Annotated in this window: 21 protein-coding genes; 5 read left to right on the forward strand and 16 right to left on the reverse strand. The window is 49.4% G+C overall.

The features are described 5' to 3' along the window. Positions 1–66: 66 nt before the first annotated feature. A complete protein-coding gene (gene fabI, locus KNP82_RS03940) occupies positions 67–840 on the reverse strand; it encodes an enoyl-ACP reductase FabI (RefSeq protein WP_214827090.1) in 774 nt (257 codons plus the stop codon). A gap of 151 nt (positions 841–991) precedes the next feature. On the opposite strand from fabI, the gene KNP82_RS03945 reads away from it, so the two are divergent. After that, positions 992–2,158 carry an FtsW/RodA/SpoVE family cell cycle protein gene (locus KNP82_RS03945; RefSeq protein ID WP_021066962.1) on the forward strand — a complete coding sequence of 389 codons (1,167 nt, stop codon included), beginning with the start codon at positions 992–994 and terminating at the stop codon, positions 2,156–2,158. 40 nt (positions 2,159–2,198) lie between these two features. Here the strand turns inward: KNP82_RS03945 and KNP82_RS03950 are convergent, their stop codons facing one another. The 3 genes from KNP82_RS03950 to yjbM are packed head-to-tail and all read right to left on the reverse strand — an operon-like array spanning position 2,199 to position 4,522. After that, entirely contained in the window at positions 2,199–3,065 is an 867-nt protein-coding gene (locus KNP82_RS03950) for an RluA family pseudouridine synthase (protein ID WP_214827093.1), read from the reverse strand. Positions 3,066–3,068: 3 nt separating this feature from the next. Next, positions 3,069–3,866, reverse strand: coding sequence for an NAD kinase (locus tag KNP82_RS03955; RefSeq protein WP_021066960.1), 798 nt, complete (start codon positions 3,864–3,866; stop codon positions 3,069–3,071). Between the two features lie 11 nt (positions 3,867–3,877). Beyond that, a complete protein-coding gene (yjbM, locus tag KNP82_RS03960) occupies positions 3,878–4,522 on the reverse strand; it encodes a GTP diphosphokinase (RefSeq protein ID WP_021066959.1) in 645 nt (214 codons plus the stop codon). Between the two features lie 107 nt (positions 4,523–4,629). Between yjbM and KNP82_RS03965 the strand changes: the two genes are divergently transcribed. Then, positions 4,630–5,211: a CYTH domain-containing protein gene (locus KNP82_RS03965; RefSeq protein WP_207391684.1), complete on the forward strand. Its 582-nt coding sequence runs from the start codon at positions 4,630–4,632 to the stop codon at positions 5,209–5,211. A 322-nt stretch (positions 5,212–5,533) separates the two neighbouring features. Then, complete coding sequence (locus KNP82_RS03970) at positions 5,534–6,070, forward strand: DsbA family protein (protein ID WP_236355671.1); 537 nt, start codon at positions 5,534–5,536, stop codon at positions 6,068–6,070. Positions 6,071–6,289: 219 nt separating this feature from the next. On the opposite strand, the gene pepF is transcribed toward KNP82_RS03970, so the two are convergent. The 3 genes from pepF to cls are packed head-to-tail and all read right to left on the reverse strand — an operon-like array spanning position 6,290 to position 10,695. Beyond that, entirely contained in the window at positions 6,290–8,092 is a 1,803-nt protein-coding gene (gene pepF / locus KNP82_RS03975) for an oligoendopeptidase F (protein ID WP_131471117.1), read from the reverse strand. Positions 8,093–8,109: 17 nt separating this feature from the next. Next, entirely contained in the window at positions 8,110–9,171 is a 1,062-nt protein-coding gene (locus KNP82_RS03980) for a competence protein CoiA (RefSeq protein ID WP_214755761.1), read from the reverse strand. Between the two features lie 12 nt (positions 9,172–9,183). Then, a complete protein-coding gene (gene cls, locus KNP82_RS03985) occupies positions 9,184–10,695 on the reverse strand; it encodes a cardiolipin synthase (RefSeq protein WP_029595781.1) in 1,512 nt (503 codons plus the stop codon). An 81-nt stretch (positions 10,696–10,776) separates the two neighbouring features. Here cls and KNP82_RS03990 point away from each other — a divergent pair, with 81 nt between their 5' ends. Beyond that, on the forward strand, positions 10,777–11,499 hold the full coding sequence (locus tag KNP82_RS03990) for an SDR family NAD(P)-dependent oxidoreductase (protein ID WP_214827096.1): 723 nt from the start codon (positions 10,777–10,779) through the stop codon (positions 11,497–11,499). A gap of 37 nt (positions 11,500–11,536) precedes the next feature. Here the strand turns inward: KNP82_RS03990 and KNP82_RS03995 are convergent, their stop codons facing one another. The 4 genes from KNP82_RS03995 to KNP82_RS04010 form a co-directional block, all read right to left on the reverse strand. After that, a complete protein-coding gene (locus KNP82_RS03995) occupies positions 11,537–12,769 on the reverse strand; it encodes a DUF2254 domain-containing protein (protein WP_214827099.1) in 1,233 nt (410 codons plus the stop codon). 66 nt (positions 12,770–12,835) lie between these two features. Then, positions 12,836–13,489: an adaptor protein MecA gene (gene mecA / locus KNP82_RS04000; protein WP_021066951.1), complete on the reverse strand. Its 654-nt coding sequence runs from the start codon at positions 13,487–13,489 to the stop codon at positions 12,836–12,838. Positions 13,490–13,669: 180 nt separating this feature from the next. Beyond that, a complete protein-coding gene (spxA, locus tag KNP82_RS04005) occupies positions 13,670–14,068 on the reverse strand; it encodes a transcriptional regulator SpxA (protein WP_015881217.1) in 399 nt (132 codons plus the stop codon). Positions 14,069–14,247: 179 nt separating this feature from the next. Next, positions 14,248–14,385 carry a hypothetical protein gene (locus KNP82_RS04010; protein ID WP_214827102.1) on the reverse strand — a complete coding sequence of 46 codons (138 nt, stop codon included), beginning with the start codon at positions 14,383–14,385 and terminating at the stop codon, positions 14,248–14,250. Between the two features lie 220 nt (positions 14,386–14,605). On the opposite strand from KNP82_RS04010, the gene KNP82_RS04015 reads away from it, so the two are divergent. Beyond that, a complete protein-coding gene (locus KNP82_RS04015) occupies positions 14,606–15,139 on the forward strand; it encodes an HD domain-containing protein (RefSeq protein WP_214827104.1) in 534 nt (177 codons plus the stop codon). A 122-nt stretch (positions 15,140–15,261) separates the two neighbouring features. On the opposite strand, the gene KNP82_RS04020 is transcribed toward KNP82_RS04015, so the two are convergent. The 5 genes from KNP82_RS04020 to opp3C all read right to left on the reverse strand — a co-directional run bounded on the left by KNP82_RS04020 (position 15,262) and on the right by opp3C (position 19,481). Beyond that, positions 15,262–15,822, reverse strand: coding sequence for a hypothetical protein (locus KNP82_RS04020; protein WP_214827106.1), 561 nt, complete (start codon positions 15,820–15,822; stop codon positions 15,262–15,264). 11 nt (positions 15,823–15,833) lie between these two features. After that, a complete protein-coding gene (locus tag KNP82_RS04025; protein ID WP_214827108.1) occupies positions 15,834–16,304 on the reverse strand; it encodes a hypothetical protein in 471 nt (156 codons plus the stop codon). Positions 16,305–16,416: 112 nt separating this feature from the next. Continuing rightward, positions 16,417–17,358, reverse strand: coding sequence for an ABC transporter ATP-binding protein (locus KNP82_RS04030; protein WP_214827110.1), 942 nt, complete (start codon positions 17,356–17,358; stop codon positions 16,417–16,419). After that, the gene (locus tag KNP82_RS04035) at positions 17,358–18,431 is read right to left on the reverse strand and encodes an ABC transporter ATP-binding protein (RefSeq protein ID WP_214827111.1); all 1,074 of its coding nucleotides are present in this window, start codon (positions 18,429–18,431) and stop codon (positions 17,358–17,360) included. The genes KNP82_RS04030 and KNP82_RS04035 overlap by 1 nt, the downstream gene beginning before the upstream one ends. Before the next feature lie 24 nt (positions 18,432–18,455). Then, complete coding sequence (opp3C, locus tag KNP82_RS04040) at positions 18,456–19,481, reverse strand: oligopeptide ABC transporter permease (RefSeq protein WP_285801267.1); 1,026 nt, start codon at positions 19,479–19,481, stop codon at positions 18,456–18,458.

Here is a 19,481-nt window from a genome sequence, read left to right on the forward strand (position 1 = left end):
AGTCCTTACCCGAAATTCTTCCCCGATAATACAAAAAAGAGCGTATCGCTACGCCCTTTCCCATCTTTATAAAATGTGATAACCGCTATCGACGTGGATGACTTCCCCTGTCACGCCGCTGCCCATGCTCGACAAGAGGAACAGGCCGGTCGAGGCCACTTCTTCTACCGAGACGTTGCGACGCAATGGCGCTTTTTGCTCGAGTTCAGACAAGATGCTGTTAAAGTCGCCGACTCCTTTAGCCGACAACGTCCGAATCGGGCCAGCCGAGATCGCATTGACGCGGACGCCGTGTGGGCCGTACTCGTTCGCCAAATATTTGACGCTCGAGTCGAGCGCCGCCTTGGCGACACCCATCAAGTTATAGTTCGGGACGACGCGTTCGCCGCCGAGATATGTGAGCGTGATGACCGATGCATCTTCTGTGAAGTACGGTTTGGCCGCTTTGACGACAGCCGTTAAGCTGTATGCCGAAATATCGAGCGCTTGCGCGAACTGCCCGCGTGTCATCTCTGAGAATTCACCGCGGAGCGCTTCTTTGTCTGCGAATGCGATCGAGTGCGCAATCCCTTGAATCGGGCCTGCTTGTTCATGAATCGCCCGGAACGTCGTGTCGATGGCTTCGTCGTTCGTGACGTCACACTCTAAGAGCAAGGCTTCTCCGTTCAAGTCGGCTGCAAGCGACTCGAGTCCTGACTTGAAGCGTTCGCCCGCATATGTGAGTACGAGCTTTGCGCCTGCTGCGTCGAGCGTCTTCGCGATTCCCCAAGCGATCGAGCGTTTATTGGCGATTCCCATGACGACATACGTCTTATTCGTTAACGTTGGATAGATTGACATCGTAAACTCCCCTTTTTTTAGTACCTGGTGATAATATCTGTTATCAGATTACAGAATGGTGTCTGTTTTGTCAACTAGCGCGTAACGTATTGCGATTTTTTTAACTTACGGTAAGATAAAATACGTAGAGAAAGGGTGAGACGACTTCATCATGAACCGCATTCAATCTTATTTTAAAAGTTTAGACACAACACTTTTGACAATCGTCTTTTTCTTGATGATCATCAGTTTAGGTGCCATCTATACGGCCCAACCGATGTTGCCGACGCGATTGCAACATATTAATTTCGCATTTGACCAAGGAATCCGCTACATCATTGGGTTCTTCGCCATGTTCGCCATCATGACCATCGAATATGAACAGTTGCGAAAAATACACTGGTATTTGTATGGCTTCGGGTTATTGCTACTAGCCGGTTTGATTCCGCTACGAGATACGACCCTCGTTCCGAACATTAACGGGGCGTACGGCTGGTATAACGTACCGGGCTTCAGTTTCCAGCCAGCCGAATTCATGAAGCTGTTCTTACTTATTTCCATGGCGACAATCGTCTATGACCATAATAAACGCTACGGTTCGTCCCAACAGGACACATGGCTATTAATGAAATTGGTGCTCCTCGCCATTCCGCCTCTCGCGCTGATTGTGACGCAACCAGACTTAGGCACAGGGCTCGTGTTGATCACGATGCTCGGAGCGATTATCATCGTGTCTGGTATCGGGTGGAAGTGGTTGCTCGGATTGTTCAGCGCCGCTGCCTTAACGATTGGTGGCTTCATGTATTTGTTCTTCTCGCATTTCGAGTTGTTACAAAGTTTCGTGCCAGGCCACGCCTTGAATCGATTCCAAGCTTGGATTTACCCGTATGAGTATTCCGATGACCTGGCGTTCCAGTTAATTAAATCGCTTCAAGCGATTGGATCTGGTCAAATGTTCGGGGCCGGCTATGGACAAGGGCTCGTCTATCTTCCTGAGTCGCAAACCGACTTCATCTTCGCCGTCATCGCCGAGCATTATGGCTTTATCGGAGCAGCGATTGTGATTATCGTTTTCTTCTTGTTCTTGTACCGAATGATTCATATCGCCCTCGAAGCGAGCAGTCCGTTCGGAAGCTACATCGTCACGGCCGTCATCGCCATGTTCACGTTCCAAATTTTCCAAAACATCGGGATGACGATCGGCGTCCTCCCGATCACCGGTCTGACGTTACCGTTCATCAGTTATGGTGGGACCGGGATCATCATGAACATGATCGCCATCGGGCTCGTCATGAACGTCGCCTCTAAATCAAAAACGTATATGTTCGACGACGACTAAACAATAGTCCCGCACTCATCCGAGTGCGGGACTATTGTTGTTACAGGATGAATTGGAAATCAGCCGGGTCAGGGGCTTGGATGATCAGCTTCTCGCCGGTCAATGGATGATGAAACGCCGCCGAAGCGCTATGGAGCGCGTGACGGTCGAGGGCGGTCTTACCGCCGTACATCGTATCCCCGAGCAACGGATGGCCGATATGGCGCAGATGGACCCGGATTTGATGCGTCCGACCGGTCTCAAGGGCAATCGATAGTGCCGTATACGCACCATGCGCATCCGCTTCGAGAATATGTGTGACGGCATGCTGTCCGTCCGCTGTCACGATTCGCTCCATAATCGAATCGGGGGCGCGGCCGATTGGGGCATCGATCGTCTGTGGTTCAAGCGGCCCTTCGACTAACGCGAGATACGTCCGCGACAAGCCGCCAGTCTGTTGCAATTCGCTAAAGCGATGATGCACGTATGCATATTTTGCGAACAGGACGACCCCGCTCGTGTCACGGTCGAGCCGGTTGATGACGTGAATCGCCGACTGCAATCCAATCTGTTCATAATAGCCGAGCACGGCGTTGGCGAGTGTATCGTTCGGATGGAGCCGGGACGGGATTGTCGCGATGCCCGCCGGTTTATCGACCGCGAGCAAATAGTCATCCTCAAATAGGATCGTGAGCGGCCGCTTGGAACGGACCATCGTCTCTGCGGGCTGTTCGACCGGGAAGTGGACGGTCACTGCCTCCTCTGCTCGGATGTCATAGCGGACGGTGCGAGGCTTGCCATCGACGAGGATGAGGCCACCTTGTTTGATTTGGGTCAACATCTTTCGTGAGATGCCACAGTCTGTCATTAAAAAGTCGCGCAACGGGACGGTTGTCTCCGCGACGCGACGCAATGTAAATCCGTACATCGGTTACTTCCCTTCTTCAATGAACGATTCGCGGACCCGTCGCCAAAATGGGAACGGCCGGAACCGGGCAAACGTCACTTTTTCTTTCGCGACCGCACAGCGGATGGAGCGCACGTTCGACCACGACAACGCTTCTTGATGATCGAACGCGAGTTCAAACTCGGTTTTCGTGTGCGGAGCAATCTTCACTTGATGATGTTTCGGCAATAAGAGCGGTGACCCGATCGTGCGGTACACCAAGTTGTTAATCGACGCCATCTCCGTCACTTGAATTGCCTCGATGGACGGATGGACGATGGCCCCGCCGAGCGCTTTGTTATAGGCCGTCGACCCGGACGGCGTCGAGATGCACAACCCGTCGCCCCGGAACGTCTCGAAGTAATCATCGCGAATCGACAAGTCACAGACGAGTGTGCGCTTATAGTTTTTAATCGTACATTCGTTCATGGCGAGCTGTCGATCGGTCGTCCCATCCTCGTAATCGATGAGTACCTCGACGAGCGGGTATGACACCGGTTCGAACGACTCGCTTGTAATCATCTCCGTCAACTCATCGAGTTCATCCGGTTGCCAGTCGGCGTAAAATCCGAGATGGCCTGTGTGGATGCCGACGAGCAACGTCTGATCGAGCCGGTCGATATACTCGTGGAACGCCTGCAGCATCGTCCCGTCGCCTCCGACTGAGACGACGATGCGTGGCTCTTTCGAAACCGAATGCCCCGCTTCGGTCAATTTATTCGTCAACTCTTGCGCGATGTCAGCCGACCGCGCGTCTCCCCGTGCTACAATCGCAAACTGCATGCCGTGGCCCCCTAGTCTTGGTCCGTCTGGACGTTCATTTCTTTATCCCGGAACACTTGCTGTGCATCTTGAATCTCGACGCGAAGCTGGCTCATCTCGGCATCCAGCAAGAACGCCGCCTCGGCCGCTCGCCGCAGACGCTCTTGAACTTCGAGCGGCATATCCCCGTCGTATTTATAGTTAAGCGAATGCTCGATTGTTGCCCAGAAGTTCATCGCGAGCGTCCGTACTTGGACCTCGACGAGTGTCGGGAACTCGCCATGAATCGTTTGCACCGGGTACTCGAGAATCAAATGGTACGAGCGATAGCCCGATTCCTTTTGGTTCGTGATATAGTTGCGTTCCTCGACGATTTTAAAGTCGGTCCGATGATGGAGCAGTTCGAGGACGTGGACGATATCGTCCACGAATTGGCACATGATGCGGAGTCCGGCGATATCTTGCATCTCCGTCGACAATTTGTCATAAGGAATTTGCTTTCGCTTCGCCTTCTCGAGGATGCTGCCGACCGGCTTCACTCTTCCGGTGACAAACTCGATGGGAGAATGGTCATTTTGAGATTTATATTGCTTTCGAATCGCCTTGAATTTCACTTTCAGTTCATCGACCGCGATTTGATACGGCACTAAATATTGATCCCAATCCATGGATTGCATATGCTGTCACCACTTTCGTTCGTATCGGAAAGCCCTGCTTTTTCCGTATGTATCCGATTGTATGGTATCATAAACCAACAATTGTTCATAGAATGGAGCGATGATTTATGACCCAAGAAGTGGAAATTGAATTTAAATCGATGTTGACAAAAGACGAGTACGAAATGTTGCTCGCCGCCTACGATTTGACAGACGAAGTGAAATGGCAAGCCAACGACTACTTTGACACGCCGACGTTCGAACTGAAGAACCATGGTGCCGCCCTTCGCATCCGTGAGAAAAAGAACGGCCAAGTGCTGACACTGAAGCAGCCGCATGAAGTCGGCTTGCTCGAGACGCACGCCGCCATCAACGAAGAGGAAGCCGAGAACTTGTTCAAATACGGCATCATCCACGATGATCAAATGACGGCCGCGCTCGCTCCATTCAACTTGTCTGGACCGCTCGAACACCTCGGCCGTCTCGAGACGAAACGGGCCGAAATCGCGACACCGGACGGCCTAATCGTCCTTGATGAAAGTCATTATTTGGAAATTCACGACTACGAAATAGAATTTGAAGTGACCGACGAGGCGAGAGGGAAAATCGCTTTCGAACAGCTCCTTCGCGAGCATGGCATTCCCCTTCGTCCCGCTAAAAATAAAATCGTTCGATTCATGGAAGAAAAGGTGCGTCGAAATCAAGGTTGAGCAGATACGTTGCCAACCTTTTTTTTTCGTTGCTACAATGAGCATACGATATATTTGATTTTTGTTTACGAGAGGAGGCGACACAATGGAACTAGAACAATGTAATGAGTCATCCTGTTCACTGGAAGAATCTCCTATCCAAGCAACCTATAAACCATTAGAGTTATTCTATTTCATGGACATTTCTGATCCAGATGGACTTCATGTGATGACGCTCATTAAAAAGCTCGAACTTGAATACGGGCATTTGATTCGTTTCCGTATGGTTTCGACGGTTCCTAGTTGTGTTGGCGGATGTCAAGAAGAGGTTCGCCTTCTCACGATGATTAAGGCTATGGAGTTACAAGGGAAACGTCATGCGATGCGCTTCTTACGCCATCTGCATATAAACGATATCTTTTTGAAGGATGGCTCTAGCGACAGCGATTTGTGGGAAATTGCCCGCTCGTTCGTCGATTACGGGCTCGACATCGAGGAGTTGGCGGCCGATATCCAATCCAATCAACTGCTCAGCGCTCTAGCTGTTGACCATGAGATCTTAAAAGATTGGGAAATTGAGTCACTTCCTGCTTTGACGTTCGTCACGCGTGACGAAGCACTCAAAATCGAAGGATTGTACCCGTACGACGTCTACCAGGCCGTCATGGCCGAACTGCTCGGTTACGTCCCAACCCGGGAGTCCGAGTGGAACGTCGAGAAAGTATTGGGGCGCTACGATGCCTCGACCATCACCGAGCTCGCCTTCATCTTGGAGCTCGAGAAGCCGGTCATCGAGAGAGAACTGAAAAAACTGTCACTCCAGCAACGGTGCCGACCTGTCCCAGGTTGCAGCGGACAAGCTTGGGCGACGAATAAATGACACAACAAAACCCACGGCCGGGGAGCCGTGGGTTTTTTGCGATGTTCTCCGCGGGGACGGAAAACATCACGACCCGAGTATCTATACAGATCACAGGTTGGGAGAAAGTTTACGGTCAATAAAGGGGTTTGTGATTGATTTCACACTTATAATATACCGAGACAGGCGCGCCGTGACAAGCAATTTGTTCATATTGTCACATAATGTTCACGCATCCACTCATTGGAACAATAGCGTCTCCATCTCGTCGAGGACGGCCTCGAACTGATCGAGTGCTGCGAGCACCGGCGCTTTCGTCGTCATATCGACGCCGGCCGCCTTCAATACTTCAATCGGATAGTCGCTCGAACCGGCCTTCAAGAACTTGTCGATGTAACGACGGACAGCTGGTTCGCCTTCTTCCATGATCTGTTGCGACAACGCGGCCGATGCTGAGATCCCTGTCGCGTACTGATAGACGTAGTAATTGTAATAGAAGTGCGGGATACGGGCCCATTCAAACGCAATCTCACCATCGATAACGAGTTCGTCTCCGAAGTATCGCTTGTTGAGCTCGAGATACGTCTCATTCAAATACTCAGGTGTGAGCGAGACGCCTTCTTGGGCCGCTTTATGAATCATGTGCTCGAACTCGGCGAACATCGTCTGACGGAACAGTGTGCCCCGGAACGTTTCGAGCTGATTGTTCAACAGATAGAGCCGCTCCTGGCGGTCCGTGCGCGTCTTCAACAAATAATCGTTCAAGAGCGCCTCGTTCGTCGTCGAAGCCACTTCAGCCACGAAAATCGAGTAGTCCCCGTACGGATACGGCTGCGTCGCACGCGTATAATGGCTATGGACCGAATGGCCGAACTCATGGGCGAGCGTGAACAAGTTGTTGACGTTGTCCTGCCAGTTCATCAAGATGAACGGTTGCGTGTCGTACGCGCCTGATGAATAGGCGCCACTACGCTTACCACGTGTCTCACGAACGTCGACCCAACGTGAAGCAAGTCCGTCTTTGACGATTTGGACGTACTCGTCTCCGAGCGGCGCGAGCCCCTCGACCATCAAGTCTTTCGCTTCGGCATACGGAATTTTCATGTCCACGTCTTTGACGAGCGGCGTATACAAGTCGTACATATGCAACTCGTCCACACCAAGTGCCCGTTTCCGGAGCGCGACATAACGGTGCAACAAGTCGAGACGTTCGTTCACCGCCTCCACGAGCCCGTCGTATACGGATTCTGGGATGGCATTATGATGAAGCGCCGCTTGGCGGGCGCTCTCGAACTTGCGGACCGTCGCATAGAAGTTGTCTTTTTTCACGCTACCTGACAACGTCGAGGCGAACGTGTTCAAATATTGCTCGTACGTCCCGTACATCGCCTTGAATGCGCCTTCGCGGACGCTGCGGTCACTTGATTCGAGGAACGTGATATAGCGGCCATGCGTCAATTCGACGTCTTCGCCTTTCTCGTTCTTCACTTTCGGGAACTTCAAGTCGGCGTTGTTGAGCATGCCGAACGTCGAGCTCGACTGCCCGAGGACGTCACCGGCTTGGGCGAGAATCGCCTCTTCCGCTTCCGTCAACACGTGCGGACGTTCTTGTGCCAACTCGTCGAACGCGTGGCGATAGACGTTGAGTGACTCGTGCTCACTCATGAACGCCTCGATTTGGCTTTCGTCGATGGCGAGCAGCTCTGGCGTCATGAACGCGAGCTGAGCCGAGATTTGGGCAGCGAGCGAACCGGCACGGTCGTTCAGTGCCTGATAATGGCTGTTCGACGTATCCTCGTCGTAGCGCATATGGGCGTATGTATACAGTTTATGCAATTGACGCGAAATGTCGTCGCGTAGTTGCAGACCTGCGAATAAAGAAGCCGCGGATTCTCCGAGTTTCCCTTTGAACTCGACCAAGGCCGGTACGCTTGCTTTTAGCGCCTCAAAATCTTGTTCCCAAGCTTGATCGTCTGCATAAATCGTCTCTAAGTTCCACGTCTCCTCGACGGGTACTTGTTGTCGTGTAAGTACTTCTGACATATGTCCACTTCCTTTTCTTAGTTTGTATACGATTTCGCCATGAATCGCTGAAACCCTTGAAAGTATCGAAAATCGTGAAGCAACGCCGTGTCTAACGTCTTAGGCACTCGCCAATCGCGCACCGCCTCCGTCACGTCGAATACGTTCAACAGCTGTCTCCATTGTACTTCAAACGCTTGCAGAAAGTCGCTTGTCGGGGTCATGTCGAACTGGCGGCACGTCTTCTCGATGCTCCAATTGATGGAGTCTCCGGGGCAATCCCGTCGATTCAAGTAGAGCACCGTCTGGAACATGAACGGATGGACATGGATCCCCCACAGTGACGGCAAAGGCAAATAACAGTAGCTCGGTAACAACGAGGGCAACATCCCGAGCGGATACAGTCGGTTCAAGATGAGGCGGCGATACTGTGGCGTCGGATAAGGTGGCGTCATCCGCCTCCGCCGAATGACTTGGGTCCAACGATGGGCATCGAAGCCATAATATGCCGCGAACGGCGAGACATCGAACGAGGTCGCGACCTGCCATTGCCCGACGCCCGCTCGGATGGAGACCGGAAAGCCGACGAAGCGGTATAACGCCTGTCCGGTCGGGACGACCAGGCTATGTCGTCGCGCCAGTTCGGCCCGCATCCACGGTTTGAACGTTGTCACACCCCCGGGCTGCAGCCCGCTCGCCAGCCAGACGACGTCAAGTCCATTGTCGCGATAATGTTTCGTCCGGTCGACGTAAGACTCGATTGAGAGCGTGGACGCCTGGATTTCGACGACGAGCCGTGTATCGTCGCGTACTGCCACTAAATCGGCACGACGTGCGCCGATGACGACTTCTTGTTCGACTTCATACCCTTGCCCTTGAAGCCATTGCCGCACTCCCCATTTGTCTTCATGGTGTCCGGTCGACTCGCCGCATCCGCAAGGATTGACGTGGGCGAAATGGAGACGCCGTTTCACACCTTGCCTGACGATGACCCGTTCCCCGCATTCTGGGCACGAAAAAGGGGCAAACGGTTCAATCCGCCCCCGACTGAGCGTAAGGGCATCCACATACCCTCCAGTTCGACCGATGGCAAATCGCATTCCGCTTCCCCCTCATAATAGTGGTGAAAACATTCGGGCCAATGATTCGACGAGTTTGATGAAGTAGGATCGTTCCGAGAACGCCCGAATCTCCAACTCGTGTGACCCTTCAAAGTCTTTATACAAATCTTGTTTGAGCTGATGGACGGAGTTCGTGTTATACAAGAGCGCGTTCACCTCGAAATTGAGGTGGAAACTTCTGAAGTCCATATTCGCCGTTCCGATTGTCGCCAACCCATCGTCGACGACGATGACTTTCGAGTGCATGAACCCTTCCTCATACAAGTAAATCTTGACGCCGGCACTGAGTAGCTCCTCAAAATATGAGCGGCTCGCATAAAAGACGATTTTATGGTCCGGATAGCTCGGAAGCACGATACGGACATCGATGCCTGATAACGAAGCGGTCTTGAGCGCGCTCATGATGTCCTCGTCTGGAATCAAGTACGGGGACGAGATGTATACCGACTTCTTCGCCGCATTGATCAGCGCGAAATAAATCGATTTCATCGTCTCGTACGGCTCATCCGGTCCGCTCGCCACAATCTGTACGCCGCCGCTCGCACTTCGCACCGTCTCGAGCGGCTCTAGATAGAACGGCGTGAATAGACGCTCACCCGTCATGTAGTACCAGTCCTGCAAGAAGATGAGCTGGAGTTCCGACACCCCTTCCCCTCTGACGTATAGATGCGTGTCACGCCAAAAACCGAACTTCGAATGCTCGCCCAAATATTCATCTCCGACATTCAACCCGCCTGTGAACGCCTCTGTTCCATCGATGACGACGATTTTCCGATGGTTCCGATAGTTCGTCTTACTCGAAACGAGCGGCAGGACGACCGGGAAGAACGCTTTGACATGGACGCCTGCTTGGCGCATCTCGTCAAAGAACGTCCCGCTCGTATGAATCGAGCCGACCGCGTCATATAGAAAGCGCACCTCGACCCCGGCCTTCGCCTTCTGAATCAAAATCCGTTGAATTTCCCGAGAAATACGATCTTCCCGGAAAATATAATATTCGAGATGGATGTGGCGGGTCGCCCCTTTCAAAGCGGGCAACAACTTCGAGAACTTCTGTTGTCCGTTCGTCAGCACTTGCGTATACGTGTTTGACGAAACGGGTAATTGATTCAGAGACGACGTCAAATGGAGCAACTTCTCATAATCGTCATGGGAGAACATGAGCGACGGCGACAACGTCATCGCCTTCTGTCGATAAGCGAGGTACGTCTCTTCGTCCAACATGGCCTTCTCTTTGAACATGCGCTTCCGGCGATAGTTCTGTCCGAACACAAAATAGGCGAACAGCCCGACGACCGGGAAGCCGAGCATGACGATGGCCCAAATGAGCGTCCGCTGCGGATTTCGATTCTCGAGCAGGATGACGAGCAGGATGCTGAACGTCGTCAAAAAGACGAGCACCGAGAACAACCCGATCACTTGCGAGCTCCAGTAATACGATAATACGGCAATGAGACCTGCGAGCAAAATCAGGGATAAAAGTACTTGTATGCGTCGCAACATATTATAAACTGACCTCGTTTCTGTCTTGTATTATCATAATTATACAACTTAACACCATCTTTTGAGGGGAGCGAACAAAATATGGGCACATTTTTGGTTACAGGAGCGACGAGCGGGATTGGACGGGCCGTCGCCCTTCGTTTGGCTGAGGACGGACATGACGTCATCGGCATCGGCCGCGACGAGACACGAGGTGCCGCACTCGAAGACGCCTCACCACGCATCACTTTCCTTACATGTGATTTAGCCGAATCCGAGCAAGTTGAAGCATTGATGGACCGCTTGAGCGAGGACAAGGTCGTCCTCAACGGATTATTCAACAACGCCGCGACGTTCGGTCGTCCCGGGACACCGGAGCGGTTGCCGGCGACCGCGTTTGACGACGTATTCGAACTGAACGTGTTGGCTGTGAACCGGCTTATCCAACGCGCCATCCCGCTGTTGGCGACGGGAGGGAGCGTCGTCAATAACGCTGCAATCGTCGGCCACGTCAAATTTCCGCCGATGCTCGGTCCATACGCCGCCTCGAAAGCGGCCGTCATCGCCTTGACGAAGACGTTCGCCCATCGGATGAAAGGCAAAATACGTTTCAATGCGGTCTGTTTCGGTCCGGTCGATACGCCACTCAGTCATAAACTGTATGGCGGTGAGGCCAAATTCCAAGAGGCGATGACCCATCATTTCCGGGGACATGCCGCCAAACCGGAGGAAGTCGCACCGGTCGTCACATTCCTATTGAGCGAAGCGTCAAGCTATATTAACGGTCAAGCCATCACGGTGGACGGTGGATATACACTCTCATAAGTACCAAAAGGGAGGGGTCTCGAGTGACCCCTCCCTTTTACGTCTGTACTTTTCGGGCACGCATCATCTGATTCGTCAGAAACGCGCGTTCTCTCGGATGCAACTCTTCAAAATCGAGCGACTCCTCGAAATAGTCGATGAACCCCTCGAACGTCTCTTCGTGTGAGGCATGTGCTTCCAGTCGGGCGATTCGGATCGCCTCGAACACGGATGCCATCACAAAGATGTCATGGCTCGCATACGTCTTGATTGGGGTGAGCGCCTCGAACAACGTCGCCTCCATCGGTTTACGTTTGGCGTGCCAGTCGCTCTTGTCATTGGAAAATAAGAAATCCCCTTCAGGTAATCGGCTCAGTTCTCGCAAAATGTCGCCGATGTAATGAATGGCGTGAATCGCCGTATTCGGATCGTTAATCCCGGGTGAGATGCCTTTCAACGCGATTTCACTCAATTTCTCGATGACGAAGGCCGGGTCTTGAATCGAGGAGCGAATCTCCCCAATTTGGAACACGTCGACATCGAGCGCTTCTTCTCCGAGCCAATAGCCGAGCAAGTCTCCTTTCGCCACGAAATCCCCGACGGCCACGACCGACTCGAAATCGACATCATGGCTTTCTTGTTTCTCGCTTGCGAACAATTGGATATAGCCGGTGCGCGGCGCATAGATGGCCTGGCCCTCGAACGTGTGGACCGAACGTTCGGGAACGATGTGCATCTTTCCGTCCTCCACCGCTTGCTGTTGCGTCTCGATGACGGACAACGCCTCGCGATGCAGGGCTGACAAGAGACGTTCGGCTTGAATTGAGACGCTTATCGTTTGTATGAACTTGACGAACGCCCAGATGGAACTGACGACGAGCAACACGCTGACGCCCGAGGCGAGTACGACATCCTCATCCGACGTCCGAATTAAAAATAAGTTCGTGATCCCGTACACCGTCGTCATGATGAACAAGCCGAGCGTATGTTTCGATGCCGAGTTCGTCAAAAAGTTATTGATTGTTCGTGGTGAGAACTGTGACGAGTACGTCGTCAAGACGACGAGAATCGTTGAGAAACTAAACGTCATCATCGTCATCAGACTCGTAAAGGACGAGGACAGCACGGTTGCTGCCGAATCCTTATCTAAATAGACGATTTCGGGCAACAGTTCCCGAAAGAAGTTTCCGAAGTATTGGGTCAGGAACGTCAAGGCAATCCCCCCGACCCCATATAAAAACGGGACAAACCAGGCACTATCGGCCAACATCAACTGCAAACGCTTGAACATCACGACACCTCGTTTATGTATTAGTTAGAAAAAAATCGCCTGTCCATATGAACAGGCGATTGGGGTTTAGAAATAGTGACGGACTTTAGCGAAGACATCCCCATCGAGGATAAGCTTACCGTATTCTTCGAGCATCGCTAACGTCTGCGTGCTGAACGTCAAATACTCGGCCAAGAGACTCAATACGTTCTCTTCTTCCTCTGGTTCCATCTCTTCCGGGAAATCGATCCACAAGTAATACTTCTGATCGTAGTGGAACAGTTTGAGGTCGACGTTGCTTAACGTCTCTCCCGCCCGTTTGCTGAGCGAGATGATCGCCTCAAAGTCATCCGTTTCCATAGCGAGCGGAGCCCACGCCTCCTGCTCGGTTTCTTCATCGAGTTCACTCAACTGGTCGAGCACCGATTGTTGATCGCGTGCCTCATCAATTGCCGAGCGTAGGAGTGATCCGAGCTCAGAATCGTCTTCGGCGCCAATCACGTTTTTCGCGATCGTCACGGTCACTTCGAGTCCTTTTTCAAAAGCTTGTACTTGTATCCATAGTGGACCATCAAACGAGATATCTTCTCGTTCGTGCGCTTCGTCCATCATCTGCCAGAACAGCTGCTCACCACGTTCTCGGTTATACCAGATTTCATCACGAGCGAAACCGCGTTTTTCGATATCGACATACGTAATGAAAAATTTGACGGTATTGTCATTGATGCGCTCAATTTTCACGATTGTCCACTCCCTTCTCACCTCACTCCTACTTCAACAATTAAGGAGGAGAGGGGAAATTGTCTTGTTATCATAGTACCCTTTTTTTAACGTGTCAATCTATTGATGATGGGGTTGTTACTATTATTTTATCGGAAAAACGGAATAATAAAAAGCACACTGCTTAGACAGTATGCTTCCTCACTCGTTGACGAGTCGTTGCGCTTCTTGAAGTTGGAACGTCCGGACCTTGCGCGGCAAGAATCGACGAATCTCATCTTCGTTATACCCGACTTGAAGACGTTTTTCATCAATCAAGATTGGACGGCGAAGCAATCCAGGATACTCTTGAATCAAATCGTATAGTTGTTGAAGCGAGAGCGCATCGACCGATACGTCGATTTTAGAGAAAACTTTAGACCGGGTCGAGATGATTTCATCCGTCCCGTCCTCTGTCATACGTAGGATTTGTTTGATCTCATTAAGTGAGAGTGGTTCTGAAAATATATTTCGTTCCGTAAATGGGATATCATGCTCTTCAAGCCAAGCCCGTGCTTTTCGGCACGATGTGCAGCTCGGAGACGTGTAAAGTGTGACCATTTTCGTTCCTCCCTGATCAAATGTTCGTTCATCTTTTTCAAGTGACTCTATTTGTATACCCAAAAAATCGTTCACTTAATTATAATAATTCTTATCAATTGAAACTTCAATGATAACTTTTCTCACTCGGGTAAGAAAAGAGGACGCATTCTCGAGAATGCGACCCTTGATCGACCGTTCTAGGACGCCGGCATTTGAGAAACCGGTTGTGATACCGTCTCTTTGCCTGGCTTCACTTGCAAGTCTTTCAATTTCTTCTTGAGGACTTCTTTTAGAAGTTTCTTTTTCTGTTGCAAAACTTTATTACGTTCTTTCATGGTCTCTCACCCCCAACGCCAAAAGGACCGGACCGACCGTTACTGAATCTGAAAATCTTGAACTTGCACTAATCTACATTTAAATTATAGCACATTCTTATGAAAATAGTTGAACAATCTCCAAGTTTTTCATCATTTCACACGTTCCAAATTTGCTTTTCCTATCTCATTCCCGTATAGTTAATAGAAATAACCTTTGAAATCACCAAGGAGGAGAGCGATGATGAGAATTACGTTAGAGACGATTATGCAACACCCGGTCACCCAGAAATACTTGACCCGTTCTGGCTTGAAACACGCCGTCGATGTGTGTGAACGCGCTCTCGAATTGGCGACGCGACGAGGCCTCGATACGGATTTAGCGACGAAAGCCGCCCTGCTCCATGACATCGGTCATTATGAATGGTACACCGAAGGAAAATGGAATTATGATTTGTATCGTCAAAACGATATCCATGCCATTAAAGGCGCCGAACGTGCCCATAAGCTGTTGATTCGTCTCGGGGAAGACCCGGCGCGCGCGAAAGAGATCTCGGTCATGATTTTGTTGCATACCGATTCATACCTTCCGCCTAACCGTATCCAACGGACCCCTCTGCAACAGCTCGTCCATGACGCCGATACGTTCGTCGAACAACCGGGCGGCTTGCACCACTATGAGACGATGGAAATTGAAGACGCACTCGCTCGCGTCCGTTTGATTGACGCCGTCGTTGAACGTCTTTCGAATTTGCCACGCATTTCGAATGCCTGATATTCAATCTTTAATTTCCTTTAAAACATTAAAAATGCACACTGACTGTAAATAAACAGCCGGTGTGCATTTTTAATTAATTATATAGTTACTTTACATGTTTCTTAATTCTATAAAAATTTCTAATTAAGATTTAACAAGTTTAATAATAAGTTTTGACCAGATGAAAAATCTAATTGGTTATTTTGATCTACTAAGTGAAAGGTAAAGTTATGTTTTCTGTCACGGTATTCAAAAACCTTACCATTTTTCGAAGTATAGATACTAATGTCATTAGATTTTTTTATAACATCCTCAAATTCTCTGTTATCTAAATTAATTTCAAAATTATAGGCTATGAAATATAACGAAGTATCATAATACTTGAATGTTAATTTATACTCAAAATTATTATTATCATTAATTTTAAATAAATATTCTGTTTCATTGTTTAAACCTTCAATTTGCCTATTAAATTCAGTTTTATAAAGCGATTGCAAAGCATTTGGAGTCACTCTAGTTGTTGAAGAACCTACAGGAAAATAATTAAAATTAAGCCCTTCTTCAGTAGAATTACTGTTCGAGAATGCTGAGTCTGGATTTTGCTTTTCAATAAAATTATCTGCAATACCATTCTTTATAAAAACCATGATTACTACTAAGATTGAAATTAAAATAAAATATGTTAATTGTTTTTTATTCAAAACATTTACTCTTAATATTTAAAGAATGAATGTACTCGATGTTGAATTGAACCAGTACCCGAAACGTGATCATTGAAATATACAGTTACTTCTTTTGGTTTTGTTAGATTCGGCTTCCAAATTGTTAAAGGTTGTGAAGTAAACTCTTTATAGGGAAACGAATAACGAACCGTGCTTCCAGAACTGGTAACTGCATACATGTGAGTATAGTACGGACTTCCTTTTGATACTGAGTTGTTTAAACGAACTTCAGTTAGTTTTTTTGTAGAAAGGTCGAATGTGAATCTTTTTGTAAGACTTCCTCTACCTAATGAAGATGAAGTCCCAAAATCTACACGGTGAGTTAAATATGATGTCCCTGATGTACTTTTGGATACTTGATATTCTTTTACATGTGCTTCATACGTTGCTGCTTGAGCTTCTTGAGTATTTAATGCTAAAGAACCGACCAATAATGCAGATAATACTAAATGCTTCTTCATATCCTAATCCCCTTTTGAAAAAAATATGTTACAACTAATTATTACCATACATGGGTGATGTAATCAATAAAAAATCCATTAATACCAAAAAAAGTATCAATGGATTTTTTTATTAGTTTGTAATCGCATTATATTCCTCATCTGACATAGAAACAAAGTGCCCTGGCTCAACTTCACGAAGAGGTGGGATACTCGAATCTTCATCCGAACGCCCGACAGCGCCGAGTGATCCTGACTCGTAGACGATCCGTTTACGTGTCCGCTCATGCTCCGGATCTGGAAGTGGGATCGCAGACAAGAGCGATTTCGTGTAAGCGTGCATTGGGTTCTCGTACAAGCGTTCTGCGGGAGCAAGCTCAACGAGATGACCTTGATACATCACGCCAATCCGGTCCGAGATATATTTGACCATCGACAAATCGTGGGCGATGAACAAGTATGTCAGCTCACGATCACGTTGCAACTCTTTCATCAAATTGACTACTTGTGCTTGAATCGACACATCGAGCGCCGAGATCGGCTCATCAGCGATGATAAAGTCCGGCTCAACAGCGAGTGCACGGGCAATCCCGATCCGCTGACGCTGACCGCCCGAGAATTCGTGCGGGTAACGGCTCGCGTGCTCTTTCGTAAGACCAACTGTTTCAAGGAGGTCATAGACACGATTCATCCGGTCTTCTTTCGTCTTAGCGAGGCCGTGGATATCAATACCTTCAGCAATGATATCAGCGACTGTCATCCGTGGGTTGAGCGATGCGTATGGATCTTGGAAAATCATTTGCATAGCCCGGTTGAACTTCAGCTTTTCAGCTTTATTCTTTTTCCCGTGGACGTTCTCGCCTTTGAAGATGACGTCTCCATCGGTCGCGTCATACAGTCCGATGATGGTACGACCTGTCGTCGATTTCCCACAACCTGACTCGCCAACGAGACCGAGTACTTCGCCTTTATAAATATCGAACGAGATACCGTCGACCGCTTTGACGACGCGACCTCGGCCAATTTTAAAGTGCTGCTTCAGGTCTTTTACTTCGAGTAATTTCTCGCGTTCCATTATTCAGCACCACCTTTCAAAATCGATTTGGCGAACGCGCTGTCCGGACGGTACTTGAGAGCAAGGTCACGGATGGCTCGTGGCGGCGTCACTTGCGGTGCTTGTGGGTGCAGTAACCAGCTCGCCGCATAGTGCGTGTCACTAATTTGGAACATCGGTGGTTCTTTTTCAAAGTCGATTTTCATCGCATACGGATTACGTGGTGCGAAAGCATCGCCTTTCGGCGGGTTGAGCAAGTTTGGCGGTGTTCCCGGGATCGCCGGAAGCGCCTCATTCGGGTCGTCGGTCGGACGTGGCATCGATCCGAGCAAGCCCCATGCGTATGGGTGACGTGGCTCGTAGAAGATCTCATCGACCGTCCCTTTCTCAACAATCTTTCCGGCGTACATGACGGCAACACGGTCTGCCATGTTCGCCACGACACCAAGGTCGTGCGTAATGAAAATGATCGCTGTGCCCGTCTTTTGTTGAATATCTTTCAAGAGCTCCAAAATTTGAGCTTGAATTGTTACGTCGAGGGCCGTCGTCGGCTCATCGGCAATCAACACTTTCGGGTTACATGCGAGTGCGATCGCGATAACGATCCGTTGACGCATACCACCTGACAATTGGTGCGGATATTGCTTCAGACGTGCCTCTGGGTTTGGAATCCCAACGAGTGTGAGCAATTCAAGCGTACGCTTTTTCGCATCTTCGCCTGTGAGTCCTTGGTGTTGCTTCAAACCTTCGGCGATCTGTTTGTAAATCGTCATCGTCGGGTTGAGCGATGTCATCGGATCTTGGAAGATCATCGCGATATCGCGCCCACGAATTTTAAGCATTTCTTTTTCCGACAACTTCGCCAAGTCTTTTCCTTCGAACAAGATTTCTCCGTTCGTGATTTCACCTGGCGGGTTTGGAATGAGACGCATAATCGCTTTCGATGTGACGGATTTACCAGAACCCGATTCACCAACGATGGCGAGCGTCTCGCCTTTTTTCAAATCAAACGATACGTTGCGAACGGCTTGTACCGTTCCAGCATACGTATGGAACGAGACCGCTAAGTCTCGGACAGATAAAATCGTTTCCATTCACGAGTCCCCCTGTTTCTATAATTATTTACGCATTTTCGGGTCGAACGCATCACGCAAGCCATCGGCGAGCAAGTTGAAGCTTACCATGAGCAAGACGATGATGACTGACGGGATGACGAGCAAGTACGGGAACGTCCGTAGCTCTTTATATCCATCGTTAATCAACGTTCCAAGCGATGCTTGAGGTGCTTGCAAACCTAGACCTATAAAGCTGAGAAACGCTTCGAAAAAGATAGCCGACGGGATCGTGAACATGAGCGTGATGATAATGGCGCCAAGCGTATTCGGAATTAAGTGTTTAAACACTAATCGATTGCTTGAAGCACCGAGTGTACGGGCAGCCAACACAAACTCTTGGTTTTTCAATTTCAAAATTTGACCGCGGACAAGTCGACTCATCCCAATCCAGCCGGTGATTGTCATCGCGAGGATAATGGAAAATACGCCAGGGTCGAAAATTAAAATTAATAAGATAATCAAAATCAAGTTCGGAACACCTGTCAAAATCTCAACAATCCGTTGCATAAAGTTATCAACACGTCCGCCGAAGTAAGCCGAGATTCCACCGTAGGCGACACCGATGACCGTATCAATCAACGCAGCCACAAAACCGATGAAGAGCGAGATGCGTGTCCCTTCCCAAACACGTGACCAAAGATCACGGCCGAGATAGTCTGTACCGAACCAGAAGTTCTCTTCGACATTTTTCTGTTCGTAGAAATCAATATCACGGCCACCGAGGTTGGCCATGCCATCAAATCCTGCCCATTCGAGTCCAGTGACTTTAGGCGGGAGTTTTGCTTGTGAGATGTTTTGAGTATAGGCGTCGCGTCCAGACAGCATCGGACCAAACAACGCAAGAAAAATCACAATTAAAATAACAGTAAGTGAAATTATAGCAGCTTTATTCTTTTTCAGCCGCATCCAAGCGTCTTGCCAGAAGCTTAAACTTTTACCACCAATTCGTTCAGCGAGCTGTTCGTTCATCTCGACACGTTGGAACATGTCTTGGTCGAACTGCTCGAAATTCTTTTTATTTTCAATCAT

The organism is Exiguobacterium sp. s26 (genome assembly GCF_018618235.1).
Classification (GTDB): Bacteria; Bacillota; Bacilli; order Exiguobacteriales; family Exiguobacteriaceae; genus Exiguobacterium; species Exiguobacterium chiriqhucha.